This is a genomic window from Microbacterium sp. NPDC055521, assembly GCF_053619695.1.
In genome coordinates, this window is record NZ_JBSHJX010000006.1 from 126,129 (window position 1) to 138,728 (window position 12,600).

General features: G+C 68.1%; 14 protein-coding genes. All 14 read right to left on the reverse strand.

Translation table 11 applies throughout. The annotated features are described in order from the left end of the window. Positions 1-2: 2 nt before the first annotated feature. Entirely contained in the window at positions 3-656 is a 654-nt protein-coding gene (locus ACWGSM_RS08265; RefSeq protein ID WP_452322441.1) for a hypothetical protein, read from the reverse strand. After that, positions 653-1,150 (reverse strand): hypothetical protein, encoded by a 498-nt coding sequence (locus ACWGSM_RS08270; RefSeq protein ID WP_452322442.1) that lies wholly within the window; start codon positions 1,148-1,150, stop codon positions 653-655. The genes ACWGSM_RS08265 and ACWGSM_RS08270 overlap by 4 nt, the downstream gene beginning before the upstream one ends. Beyond that, positions 1,150-2,709 carry an EI24 domain-containing protein gene (locus ACWGSM_RS08275; protein ID WP_452322443.1) on the reverse strand — a complete coding sequence of 520 codons (1,560 nt, stop codon included), beginning with the start codon at positions 2,707-2,709 and terminating at the stop codon, positions 1,150-1,152. The genes ACWGSM_RS08270 and ACWGSM_RS08275 overlap by 1 nt, the downstream gene beginning before the upstream one ends. 3 nt (positions 2,710-2,712) lie before the next feature. Further along, the gene (locus tag ACWGSM_RS08280; RefSeq protein ID WP_452322444.1) at positions 2,713-2,994 is read right to left on the reverse strand and encodes a hypothetical protein; all 282 of its coding nucleotides are present in this window, start codon (positions 2,992-2,994) and stop codon (positions 2,713-2,715) included. After that, positions 2,994-3,179, reverse strand: a complete 186-nt coding sequence (locus tag ACWGSM_RS08285; RefSeq protein ID WP_452322445.1) for a hypothetical protein — start codon at positions 3,177-3,179, stop codon at positions 2,994-2,996. The genes ACWGSM_RS08280 and ACWGSM_RS08285 overlap by 1 nt, the downstream gene beginning before the upstream one ends. Positions 3,180-3,341: 162 nt before the next feature. Then, a complete protein-coding gene (locus ACWGSM_RS08290; protein ID WP_313355075.1) occupies positions 3,342-3,629 on the reverse strand; it encodes a WXG100 family type VII secretion target in 288 nt (95 codons plus the stop codon). A 128-nt stretch (positions 3,630-3,757) separates the two neighbouring features. Next, positions 3,758-4,315, reverse strand: coding sequence for a hypothetical protein (locus ACWGSM_RS08295; protein WP_452322446.1), 558 nt, complete (start codon positions 4,313-4,315; stop codon positions 3,758-3,760). Continuing rightward, positions 4,312-4,890: a hypothetical protein gene (locus ACWGSM_RS08300; protein WP_452322447.1), complete on the reverse strand. Its 579-nt coding sequence runs from the start codon at positions 4,888-4,890 to the stop codon at positions 4,312-4,314. Before ACWGSM_RS08300 ends, ACWGSM_RS08295 begins: the two co-directional genes overlap by 4 nt. After that, a complete protein-coding gene (locus ACWGSM_RS08305) occupies positions 4,887-5,393 on the reverse strand; it encodes a hypothetical protein (protein ID WP_452322448.1) in 507 nt (168 codons plus the stop codon). The genes ACWGSM_RS08300 and ACWGSM_RS08305 overlap by 4 nt, the downstream gene beginning before the upstream one ends. 20 nt (positions 5,394-5,413) lie before the next feature. Next, on the reverse strand, positions 5,414-6,661 hold the full coding sequence (locus tag ACWGSM_RS08310; protein WP_452322449.1) for a hypothetical protein: 1,248 nt from the start codon (positions 6,659-6,661) through the stop codon (positions 5,414-5,416). Beyond that, complete coding sequence (locus tag ACWGSM_RS08315; RefSeq protein ID WP_452322450.1) at positions 6,658-6,996, reverse strand: hypothetical protein; 339 nt, start codon at positions 6,994-6,996, stop codon at positions 6,658-6,660. The genes ACWGSM_RS08310 and ACWGSM_RS08315 overlap by 4 nt, the downstream gene beginning before the upstream one ends. A gap of 73 nt (positions 6,997-7,069) precedes the next feature. Continuing rightward, a complete protein-coding gene (locus ACWGSM_RS08320; RefSeq protein WP_313355075.1) occupies positions 7,070-7,357 on the reverse strand; it encodes a WXG100 family type VII secretion target in 288 nt (95 codons plus the stop codon). 214 nt (positions 7,358-7,571) lie between these two features. Continuing rightward, the gene (locus tag ACWGSM_RS08325) at positions 7,572-7,859 is read right to left on the reverse strand and encodes a WXG100 family type VII secretion target (RefSeq protein WP_313355075.1); all 288 of its coding nucleotides are present in this window, start codon (positions 7,857-7,859) and stop codon (positions 7,572-7,574) included. A 231-nt stretch (positions 7,860-8,090) separates the two neighbouring features. Beyond that, entirely contained in the window at positions 8,091-12,599 is a 4,509-nt protein-coding gene (locus ACWGSM_RS08330) for an FtsK/SpoIIIE domain-containing protein (protein WP_452322451.1), read from the reverse strand. Between the last annotated feature and the right edge of the window lies 1 nt (position 12,600).

Consider the following 12,600-nt stretch of genomic DNA (forward strand, 5'->3'; position numbering starts at 1 on the left):
CGTCAGCGCTTCGCGGTCAGCAGCTGCTCGCGCAGCGACGGCGGGCGCTCACTCGCGAAGAACGCGGCCGCTACGAACTCGTCGAACAGGGCGCACATCATGTTCTCCAGCTCGCCGATCGGGGTCGAGAAGCGTGCGAGCAGCACCTGCTTCGTCTCCGGAACGGGGATCCAGTAGTCCGCGATCAGCCGGGTGGCGCCGTCGGCCTCGCTGCCGTCGGTGACGGCCTCGGTGCGGTGCGTGCGCAGCGCCGGAACACCGGGACCGCGCACCTCGGCCATCGACACGTGCGCCACGGGATCGAGCTCTTTCAGACTCTCTGCCATGACCGCGAGGACGGCATCCGGTGCGGTGCCGATCGCCGGGCTCATCCGCAGGTCGCTGGGCTGGAAGACGAGAAGTGTGACCGGCAGCGGCGCACCCAGCGCGATCTCGGTCGAGAACATGATCGCCCGGATGTCACCGCGGGAGCCGGCGGCCACAGCATCCTGCAGCTGCTGTCGCACCCGCGCGCGCTCGGGCGCGCGGTCGTCGGCCGGTCCTCCGACGGACTCCTTCGCGATGCGGCGGATGGATACCGTGGTGGCCTCGACGCTCGAGAGATCGACCGAGAACCACCGTCCAGGGAGCCGGAATCGCAGCTCCGGCGCGCTCATTCCGGTTCCGTCCACTCCCCGTAGCGAGACGACATCCCGGTGAGGCTGACACCGGCCTGCCCTGCACCGCGCACGCGAAGATGCTCCAGCTCGTCCGCAGCCCCGCGAAGGTCGACGATCTCGCCCCCCTGACCGGCGTCGGTCCCGGCGGTGAGCTTGATGGTGTTCGGCTCCCAGGGCAGCGACGTCCAGATGGCCTCGACCACTGCGTCGAGCTCCTCCGCGGTGAACGGCTCTCCCGAATCCGTGACGAGTCCGAGGCTGAACCGGTGCCCGAGACCGTTCTGCGAGCGGCCGGGGTCGCGCACGTCCACAACCCTCGGTACGACCGCTGTCACGGCATCCGACACATCTCCGAAGTCCACCGTCGTCATCTCCTCTGATCGGTCGGGGCCCTGCGAGAGGGCCGCGCACCCTCCCAGCGTCCCCGTCATGAGCGCTCCCGCCAGGGCGATGGCGAGCAGTCCCTGGTTTCCCGCTGTGCGACTGACCATCATTCCGTCCAGTGGTAGTAAGAGGTGTTCACGTACCCATCCTCGTCGAAGAAGTTCCCGAGGCTCGGATGATTCTTCTGCACCTGCGCGAGGTGCTGCTCGAACGTCCCCGCGTAGTCGTCGGCGTTGTGCGCGCCGGCATCGACCCCGAGCACCGGGTTCGGCTCCGGCGGATCGACGCGGATCGACGTCCAGTTCGACCCGTGCTCGATACTGTCGAAGTCGCCGGCGAGGGCATCCAGCCGCGGTACGGGGTCGCCGTTGTGCTGGACGGAGACGACATCGATGTCGCTCGGTATGGGCATGTGATCGATCGGTGCGCCGGATGCCACGACGGCCCGCCAGTTGTAGTCCGAGTTGTACGCCGCCAGGTGACCGGCCATGATGCCGCCCTGGCTGAACCCGACGAGCATGACCGGGTCATCCGGACCGACTCCGGCCTGGTCCATCGCCTCGAGCACGGCCCGCTCGTACTGGGTCTGCAACGCCGGGGTGAGCATCAGCGCGAGGTTGCTGTCGAGGTCGTTCACCGCACCCTGGTCGCCGAATCGCGAGAGCCACTCCTGGGTGCTGGGCAGCGTGACCGTGTAGTACCAGCCGTCGGGGCCGAGCACCTTCGTGATCTTCACGACACTTTCGGCCTCTTTGCCGAGGCTGTCGACTTCACCCGTGCCGTCGAGCACGGTGGCGAGTGTCGGGTCCTGCGGCCGGTCTTCGGGATGCGGGTACGGGTCGGCACGGCTCACGTCGGGGGTGCCCTTGGTCACGTCCGAGAGCACGCTCCAGATGAGGAAGGCCGCGAGAACGCCGGCGATCACGGCGCCGATGATCAGCCCGATGGTGCCGAACAGCGCGCCGATGGCCACGACGAGCAGCAGCACGACGAGCGCCCCGAGGATCGCTACGATCGTGTCGGCGATGCTCTTGAGCAGGTCGACGACGCCCTGCAGGAAGTCGCCGATCCACTCCCCGACCCCGGCGAGGAAATCGCCGATGCCCGAGAAGAAATCGCCGACGCCGTCCCAGAATCCCTCATTCGTCGCGTCGATCGCGGCGTCGATCCGGCGGATCGCCGTCTCGGCGGCCTCGTTCATCGCCTCGCGTGCGGCGTCGATCCGATCCCGTGCCGAGGCGACGGCGGCTGCCGCATCGTCGGCCGCGCGCTGCGCACCGGGCATCCGGTCGGTGAGAGACGGTGCGGGCTCATCGGCCGTGTTCACCTGGTCGGTGAGATCCGCCAGCGCGCGGTCGGCGCGCCCCTGCGTGAGGAGGGCGTCGTCGAGGTCGTCTTGGGCGCGCTCTGCATCGTCGTGCGCTGCGGTGAGGGCGACGGCGTACTCGGTGATGGCATCCGCCGTGCCCTTGTACCGCGGATGGATCCGCTCGAGCTGCGACGAGATCTCGTCGTTCTGCTCGTAGAGGGCCTGAACGGCCTTCCCCTCGTCGTCGGCGACGATGCCTCGCAGCTCCTGGATGACGTTGAAGATCACCTCGGCGGAGGTGACGAGGTCGGCCGCGCGGGAGGTGAGCTCGGCCGGATGCCCGGGAAGAACGCTCATGCGCTACCCTTCCCCCTCCTGCGCCATCGTCGCGTCGAGATCCCGGAACGTGTCGACGATGGCCTGCATGAAGTCGGCCTGCGAGCGCAGGTTGTCGCGCAGATCCTCACGGGCGATGTCCCACTTGCCTCCGAAGTCGTCGATCGTGCCGGCGAGGCCGCCGTGTCCGGTGAGGCCGCCGATGTCGTCGGCGAAGTCCTCGGCCTCGTCGAACGTCGTCGCGAGCCCTTTCGCCGTCTGCGCGGTCGATTCCAGCCGCGCGAGGTCCATCCGCACGTCGGTCATCATGAGTCCCCACGGCGGCGGTGCTCGCTGCTGGCCTGCCGTTGCGTCGCCGCAGCGCGCAGGTGACGCCCGAGTGCCGCATCCGCCGCCCGCACCTCGGCGCGCAGAGCGTCGGCATCCTGAGCCGACTGAGGAATGCGCACGCGCAATGCGGCCAGCGCTGTCCGCAGGTCGTCGTCAGACATGTCTCCCCCTTCGGCACCGGCCCCTCAGCCGGTGAGTCCACGCTATCCGCGCGAGCATCAGCCCGGCCATGGGCACAACTCCCCATCCGCGGGCAGGTCGTCTGGATACGACGAGGGGGCCGACCGTCATGGTCGACCCCCTCGGAAAGCTCGCGCCCGGGTTCAGCTGCCGGCGAGCTGCTGATCCAGATCCTGGATCGCACGCATCATGCCCAGCAGCGACTCCGACATGTCATTGATACCGTCCACCGCGGTCTTCAGACCCGTGGTCAGCTCCCCATAACCCTCACCGAACTTGCCCGACGCATGCTGCGTCTTGAAGTCCTCACCCAGCAGCGTGTCCACCTGACCCTTCAGCGTGTCCAACTGCCCCTGAATGTCATCACGAGCCTGCGACAGCGACGACGCCACCTGCTCCATCTCCGCATAAGACGCACCGAAATCGGCCATCGTCAACACCTCCGGTAAATCGTTCAGTCCGGACCACCCCGGCCCGACACCCCCAAACTAACAACACCCGCCACAAACCGTCGATGGGCACAACTCCCCATCACCGGTCCGCCCGGCGAGCTGCGGTCTCAACGCAGCTGAACGGAGGCGAAGAGCGCGGAGATATCCTGCTCCGCCTGGTACAGCGCGATGCCGTCCTCGACGAACACGTCCATGAGCACGAGCGTCCCGGCCCGCCGGCCGATCTGCCGTCGGAGTGCGATGCTCTCCTCCCCCAAGGGGATGATGAGCACGCAGTCGAGCGCTTCCTCGAACGGGGAGCCCTCGATCGGCGCGATCACCTGCACCATCCCGCCCACGCCCAGCTGCGCGAAGGAGTCGAGCGGCTCTGCACTGAGGGAGTCGTCGAGCTCGACGGCAGTGAGGTGCGCGACCACGGCAGTACGGCCGATCGACGGCATCCACCAGAACCGCTCCTGCACGCCTGGAAGCGGAGGATCCGCGCGCACCAGGGCGAGCGCGCTCTCGGCGATGGCGGTGCGCACTGCGGCGGGCGCGCCCTCAGCGGCCCGGTCCTGCGCGACCTCGGCCGCCCAGGCCAGATCGTCAGCGAGATCGTTGAAGGGGAAGGTCATGGGCAGAGTCAGCCAGGCTTCCTGGTCCGGCTGCACTCTGAAGCCGCTCACTGCCGCCATCGGAACGTCTCCACGATCGTGTCGCTGAGTTCCGCCAGACCCGCGACGAGAGCGGGATCGGTCTCGTCGAGCGTGGTGATCGAGACCGAGATGATCATCCCGCGCCCCTCGCCCTGCCCGGGCAGCGGGATGCCGTAGTCGATCTGGCGCCCGATGACCTCGGCGAGCTCCTCCTTGCCGCGCCGCTCGCTGTCTGTGCGCAGGATTCGCCCGATGACCGTGTCGAAGGCCTCGACGCGGCCGTGGGCCATCCCGCGGAACGACGACTCGAAATCGCTTCCCGCCTGCGCCACATGCTGGATCAGCGCGAACGACATCGGCAGCGGGGCGGAATCGTCGTGAGTCGTGTCGGGAAGGTAGACGGCTCCGACCCGGCGGCCCTGCAGCTGCTTCCACTGCTGGTTGATGAGCATCCGCGCCTCGACGTCGAGGTCGGGACGTCCGAGGGCGCGGATCTGTGCGGACAGGCGCGACGTGAGCGCCTTGCGACCTTCGTCATCGACGAAGTACCGGGTCCAGCCCGGCGGGAAGAGGATGCTGAAGCCCCCGGGCTGCTCGTCGGTCATGCTTCGTCGTCCATCCCCGACCACAGCGGCAGACCCTGCCGTGCACGTCGGCGGTCCGACATCAGGGCGAGGGTGCCGGCTGTGACGAGCAGGGCGAGCAGAACCGCAGCGTCGGTGAACGCCGCCGCCCACCGCAGCGAAAGATCCGCTCCCGACCCCTCGGGCAGCGCCCACGCGAAGAAGAACGAGGCGACGGTGGCTGCGGCGGTCGCCGAGAAGGCGCCGACGACGCGACCGGCGTCGTCCACTCGCGACAGCACGAGGACGACCACCACGAGCAGGACGCCGGTGACCGAGAGCGTCAGCATCAGCCACCCCGGAAGGGAGAACAGCGGGAAGTCCACGGCGGCGTCCCAGATGGGCGAACCGTGAACGCTGACCTGACCCCCGGCGAGCAGAAGGGAGCCGAGCAGGTACACGATGAGCACAGCGGCCTGCAGCATCCTCAGCAGCAGGTAGAGCGTCGTGGTTCTCTTCTGCAGACGGGCGCGGGCTGAAGACATATCCCCTAACCTACGGCCTCTCACCACGGTGCCGTGGCAGCGCCGTATCCGGTCAATCCGGCAGCCCCGGTCCAGGACACCGCGTTGAGGAACTGGGTGAACTTTCCCGGCAGCTGCGTGGCGGTCTGCGTCACGAACTGCTGCACGGCAGGATTGGAGCCCCACCCGGAGCCCTTCATGGTCGTCAGGAACCGCTGGATCTGCTGGACTTCGGGGCCGCCGTTGGCGATGGTGCGCAGCGGGTTGACGAACATGCCCGGCTTGGGCAGTCCGCTCATCGAGCGGATGGGCGCGGCGAGCCACTGGAACGGTGTTCCCCAGGTGGACGGATGCAGCAGTCGAACCCGCGGCAGTCCCGAGCGGATCACCGAGGTCACTACGCCCCGCCCGCCCTTGACGACTGCGCTCAGCGCGGGAACGCCCTTCGAGAGCGCTCTGCCGATGCCGAACGGCAGCAGCCCGAGAGCCGCGAGCCCCACATCGCCGAGGGTGGCACGGCCGTCGGCCCACTTGAGGGCGGTGAGCCCGAGGCTGAGAAGCGTGAGCCCGAGGATGACCGCCGCCAGCAGACCGGTGAACGGCGCGCCGATGATCAGTGCCACGACGGTGAGCACGACGAGAACCACGGAGATGACCGTGAGCAGGTCGTCGACGAGGCCCCAGAATCCGTCGCCGTTGTCGGCCGCATCCATCGCCTTCTGCACGCCCGCGACGGCGTCGTCGTAGGCGTCCGACCACTCCTCGAACACGTGGTCGAAGCTGCGCCACTGACTGTTCCGCTCGTTTTCGGCGCTGTTCAGCGAGGTCTGCGCGGACGACGCGGCACCGGAAGCGGCATCCTTGTCCTCCTGGCTCGGCTCGTCCTCCCAGGGCCACTGGTGCTCCACCGACGCCAGCTGGCGGTCGGCAGATTCCTTGGCCTCCAGAGCGGTCTGGTATTCGTTCTCGGCCCTCTCGACCTCATCCTGGTGCAGCGAGAGCCAGTTCTGGGCCTTCCTCAGGGCGTCGGCGTAGGTGCGCAGCGCCTTTCCGGTTCCTTCGTAGCGGACAGCGGCGTCGGAGAGGTCTGCGGAGGAGTCCTTGGCCATATCCGCGAGCTTGTCGGTGCCCTTGCTCTTGTGGATGCTGGAATCGCCCACCTCGACGAGCATCTCCGCGGTCTCGTCCATCGTGGTGGCGAGCTCGACGAATGCCTGACCGTCGGCCCAGATCGTGCCGGGTTCGCCCTCCAGCGGACGCAGTTCATTCGAAGTGAAAGGTGACCTCATCGCGCCGTCGCCCTTCCGACAGAGACCCCGGTCGTGCTTGTCGGCGTCTCCAAGTCATCAGCTGTGTTCGTGTCCCACTCGTCCCAGCCGTCGATGATGCCGGTGAGCTGCTTGAGGATCTCATCGAGGTTCTTCTGCAGCTTGCCGCGGTTCGACTTCCAGTCGGACTCGAAATCCGAGACGCGGCTTCTCAGCTCGGAGCGGCCGTCGGGCTTGCCGATGGCCTGTTCGAGCTGGTCGTTGGTGGCGGCTGCGGCCTCGAACGCGTCGACGGACTCCTTCAAACCGCTCTTGGTCTTCCGGAGCCTCTCCAGGTCCAGCATGATGTCGACCACTTCTGCAGTCCCTCCGTGTCATTCGAACGAGGGACCGGACGTCGCCCGGCCCCTCCGCGTGGTTCGTGCGGGTTCAGCTGCCGGCGAGCTGCTGATCCAGATCCTGGATCGCACGCATCATGCCCAGCAGCGACTCCGACATGTCATTGATGCCATCCACCGCGGTCTTCAGACCCGTGGTCAGCTCCCCATAACCCTCACCGAACTTGCCCGACGCATGCTGCGTCTTGAAGTCCTCACCCAGCAGCGTGTCCACCTGACCCTTCAGCGTGTCCAACTGCCCCTGAATGTCATCACGAGCCTGCGACAGCGACGACGCCACCTGCTCCATCTCCGCATAAGACGCACCGAAATCGGCCATCGTCAACACCTCCGGTAAATCGTTCAGTCCGGACCACCCCGGCCCGACACCCCTCACGCTACAAGACGCCCGCACCCCGGAACCATGGGGACAACTCCCCATGCACGCGTCACGTCATCGGCGTCGCAGCCCTGCACGCAGTCGGCAGGTCGTCTGGATGCGACGAGGGGGCCGACCGTCATGGTCGACCCCCTCGGAAAGCTCGCGCCCGGGTTCAGCTGCCGGCGAGCTGCTGATCCAGATCCTGGATCGCACGCATCATGCCCAGCAGCGACTCCGACATGTCATTGATGCCATCCACCGCGGTCTTCAGACCCGTGGTCAGCTCCCCATAACCCTCACCGAACTTCCCCGACGCATGCTGCGTCTTGAAGTCCTCACCCAGCAGCGTGTCCACCTGACCCTTCAGCGTGTCCAACTGCCCCTGAATGTCATCACGAGCCTGCGACAGCGACGACGCCACCTGCTCCATCTCCGCATAAGACGCACCGAAATCGGCCATCGTCAACACCTCCGGTAAATCGTTCAGTCCGGACCACCCCGGCCCGACACCCCCAAACTAACAACACCCGCCACAAACCGTCGATGGGCACAACTCCCCATCGCCGGCAGAGCGGTGCTCCTGGACAACGCGATCAGCGCCTCAGGGCATGGAACCGAGGGTCGTCATCGCGGCGCCGCAGAGCCTCGCCGGCACGACCCCGCTCTCGAGATATGCGAAGCTCGGCTTCTCTCACGCCAGCAGCTCTCCCTCGATCAGCGGCAGCTGCACGGTCACCTGGCGCCCCGCCTGCACGAAGATGCCCCGACCCTCGGGGAAGTCGGTGCGCTTGACCTTGGGGAAGGGCACCTTGAACACGGCGTCGCCGTCGAAGGAGTCGGGCTTGAGGATGATGCCCTTGCGGCCCGCCTTGAAGTCGCCGATGAACCCGAAGCCGCTGGTCACCTGCGTCACGTCGGCATCGCCGACGAGGAAGTGGTCGCTGCGGTTGATCGCCTGGAACAGCGCCTTCATCTCCCGCTCGGCCGGGCTGTCGGCGAACTGCGGCACGTCTTCGACCACGATCATCACCCGCACGGGAAGGGTGTCGTCGGCGACCAGCTCGGCGATCTCCTTCGCGAGCTCCTTCGCGTCGTCGGGTGTCACGGCACTGCGCGTCCAGTCGGCGTACTCCTTGAGCTGCGAGCGGCGTCCACCGAAGTGGAACAGCTTCACGGCCGGGTCGAAACGCCGCATCGAGGTGATCATCGCCTTGAGCGCGTTCGTCTTGCCCGCCAGCGGCGGCCCCGCCACCACGAAGGTGCCGACCGGATCGAAGTCGCGCGCCGACAGGGTGTCTTCGGCGACGCCGAGCACGGGGAACTCCGCCACCCGCTCGGGCAGATCGCGCGCCGAGAGCCGGGTGGGCAGCGCGCCGATCTCGGCGACCTCGCGCGCTCCGGCCGCGCGCAGCTCAGCCGCGAACTTCTCGAGCAGCTTGGTCTGCTCGGCGACGTTGGGTGTGCCGCCGAGCGTGGCGATCTGCGTCTCCAGCCCGTCCATGATGGCGCGGCCCGGGGCGGAGCGCTCGTCGAGCACGTCCTTCGGCGCGTTGAGCATCGCGTACGCCGACTCGTCGGCCAGACGCAGCACCACGCGTCGGGAGACGTTCGCGCTGACCGCCGTGGGCACCGAACCCGAGCGGTCGGCGGTCGCGACCACGTGCACGCCCAGCGGGCGACCCTCGCCGAGGATCCGCATGAAGGTCTGGTAGAACGGCATCCGGGCGGTGGTCGACTCCCACTCCGAGCGGAACTGCGGGAAGCCGTCGATCAGGAAGAGGATGCGTGACTCGTCGCGCCCGGTGATCTCGCGGTATTCGGTGAGGCTCGCGGCGTTCGCCGCGCTGAAGCGCTTGCCGCGGTCGTCGAGCACGCGCGCGAGCGAGCGCAGGATGCGCTGCACGCGCTCGGCGTCGTCGCCCGCGATGATCGATCCGACGTGCGGCAGCACCTCGAGGCTGCGCAGCGACCCCGAGCCGAAGTCGAGCCCGTACACCTCGACGCTGCTCTTCGGATCGTGCCCGGCCGCGATGGCCAGAGTGCGCAGCACGGTCGACTTGCCCGAGCCGCTCGTGCCGTAGACCAGCAGCGAGCCGTCCCTGTCGGGTACGAAGTACGTCGGCTCCTGCAGCTGGCGCGCGGGCACGTCCATCTTGCCGAGCAGGATCTCGCCGTCGCCGCGCAGCGGCAGATCGCGCATGTCGACGGCCTGCTCGAGGTCGTCGAGCCAGGGCCGGCGGGGCGCCGGGATACCCGCCTGGGCGGACGCCTTCACCAGCGTCGCGACGATGCGCTTCTGGTCGGTGGGACCGAGGTCCTCGTCGTGCGAGTCGGACTCTGGCGCCTGCTCGGCCTCCCACAGCTGGGTCGACCCGAAGCGCAGCTCGGCGATCTTCACCTCGGCGACCTGCTCTTCGTCGGTCGTCCAGCCGCCGGCATACGCCGACTGGAACGGCACGAGACGTCCCGGCCCGGTCTTGGCGATGCCGCGACCGGGGATCGACGGCGGGAAGGATGCCGCGACCGGGTCGTCGACGACGTCCTTCGAGTCGGACTCGTCGGCCATGCGCAGGGCGACCCGGAGGTTCGTGTTGGCGCGCAGGTTGTCTTTGATGACGCCGGCGGGCCGCTGGGTGGCCATGATCAGGTGGATGCCGAGAGAGCGCCCGCGCTGGGCGATGTCGACCACGCCGTCCACGAACTCGGGCACCTCTCCGGCGAGCGCGGCGAACTCGTCGATCACGAGCACGAGCGCGGGCGGGGTGTCGGGGTCGCGACGCTTCTCGAGCTCGAGCAGATCCTTCGCCTTCTTGCGGTTGAACAGGTGCTCGCGGTGGTGCAGCTCGGCGCGCAGGCTGGTGAGCGCCCGGCGCACGAGGTGCGGGCTGAGGTCGGTGACCAGCCCGACCGTGTGCGGCAGGTCGACGCAGTCGGCGAACGCCGATCCGCCCTTGTAGTCGACGAACAGGAACGTGACGCGGTCGGGACTGTGCGCCGCGGCCATGCCGAGCACCCACGCCTGCAGGAACTCGCTCTTTCCGGCTCCCGTGGTGCCGCCGACGAGGGCATGCGGGCCCTGCGTGCGCAGGTCGAGGGTCATGGCATCCGTCTGCGACTGGCCGATGATGGCGCGCAGGTTGCCGGCCTTCTTCAGCCGCGACTGCGGCGCGCCCGAGCGGTCGATGATGGTGTTGTTCTGCCGCCAGCGGTCGATGACCGCGGTCGGGTCGGATGCCACCTCGCCACCGACCAGCGAGAGGAACATCACCGAGTTCGGAATGTCGGAGGAGTCCTCGACGACCGTGCTCGAGTCGACGACGGGTGCGAGGCGCTTCGCGAACATGGTCATGTACGCGTGCGAGACGCCCTCGACCTGCACGCCGGTGTACGAGACGCCGTTGCGGACGGTGCCGACGCGCGCGTTCTCGAGCCCGCCTGTCACGTCGATGAAGCTGCGGCACGCGGCCGGCAGTGCCTCGACCACGGGCGCGACGAAGAGCCCGTAGACGCCCACGTCGGCGCCTCGTTCGAGGATCTGGGTGAGCCGGGCGCGGTCGACGGGCGCGTCATCGGTGATGATGACGAGGACCGCGGTCTGACCCGGGAAGCTCGCCTCCTCGGCTGCCCGCTTCACGTCCGTGCCGAAGAAGGTCGGGTCCCAGTCGTCGCCGTAGGGAGGGCGCGGAGCGGATGCCGCCTTCGCCCGACGCATGACGAGCTCCTCCAGCCCGTTCAGCAGCGCGGCGCCGGTCGAGGCCGAGTCGGCCAGCGGCACGTCCTTGAACGGATTGCGCTCGCTCGAGGTGTGCGGCAGCCATTTCAGCCAGTCGAGCTCGTTCGCCCAGCCGGGTTCGGTGATCGCGACGGTGACGAGCTCGTTGGGCGAGTGCATGCCGAACAGCTGCACGGCCAGTCCCCGCAGGGCGTCGCTCGCTGACGAGGTGGGGCCTGCGACGCCGATCGAGCCGACGCTCTGCAGCGACTCGAGGATCGGCACGTCGCTGATCATCCGGTAGCGGTCTTCGAGACGGTCGACGCGCTCGACGTACTCGACCAGCGCCTCCGGAACCTCGGCCCGCTTGACCTTGGTGCGAGATTCGTCCTCGCAGGTGCCCAGGCGCACGGCGAGGAAGTTCCAGTGCTCAGGGCGCCGGGTCCACAGCATCGGCCCCAGGCGCATCGACTCATCGAAGACGATCGCCACCGCCGGCACCTCCGCCTGGCGCACCGCGCGCTCGCGCGGCTGCGCGTGGTAGAGCTTCTCTTCAAGGCGCTCGAACTGCTCTTCGAACGACTCCACCTCTTTGCGCAGTCGCTGGCCGATGTTCGTCTTCTGCGAGATGAAGTTGCCGAACATCATCATCGGCGACATGACCATGATCAGCAGCGACCGCGGGTTGTCGAAGATGAAGAACATCGCCGCGCCGAGCAGGATCGGCGCGATCAGCATCGGCCACGGGAACAGCCGCTGCACCTGGTCCTTCGGGTAGCGCGGCTCGTCGAGGTCGGCGCCGGTATAGCGCTCCTCGACGCGCGGGCTGCGGTTGAACAGCAGCGCCCCGCCCCGCTCGAGAACCGGATCGGCGGCGGCCGAGCCGTCGTAGTCGCTGACCAGGTGCACGACCAGTTCGCAGTCGCCGAGGGTGAACTTCTGACCGGGGATGACCCTCAGTCGCTGCACGAGACCGCCGTCGACCAGGATGCCGTTCGCGGAGTTGAGATCGACGATCTCGACGAAGGTGGATGCCACCTCGATGCGCGCGTGCCGCTTCGAGACGAGCGGATCGGCGAGCACCACGTCGTTCGCGGTGTCACGGCCGATGAAGAAGTGCCCCACGGGCAGCGGGAACTCCTGACCGGCGGCCGGCCCCGAGACGACCGTGAGCAGTGCCGCCGCGCGACTGGACAGCATCGTCGTGGCCGCGCGGTTCGGTCCGAGGTTGACGACCTCGGTGAGGAATCCCGAGCCGACCGGCGCATCGCCGATCAGCAGATCGGGGTTGAGCGTGACGAGCTCGTCGCTGGTCGGGGGCGCGACCGACAGGCTGAGCACATCGCCGCCGGCCGCGTCCACGGAGCGCAGCGGGTCGGTGCCGGCGATCTGCCCTGCGACGTCGGCGACCGTGGCCGTCGAGTCGGCCATGACGACGATGTCGGCCAGGGGGACGCCTGGGCGCCGCAGCGTCAGCTTGATTCTCATC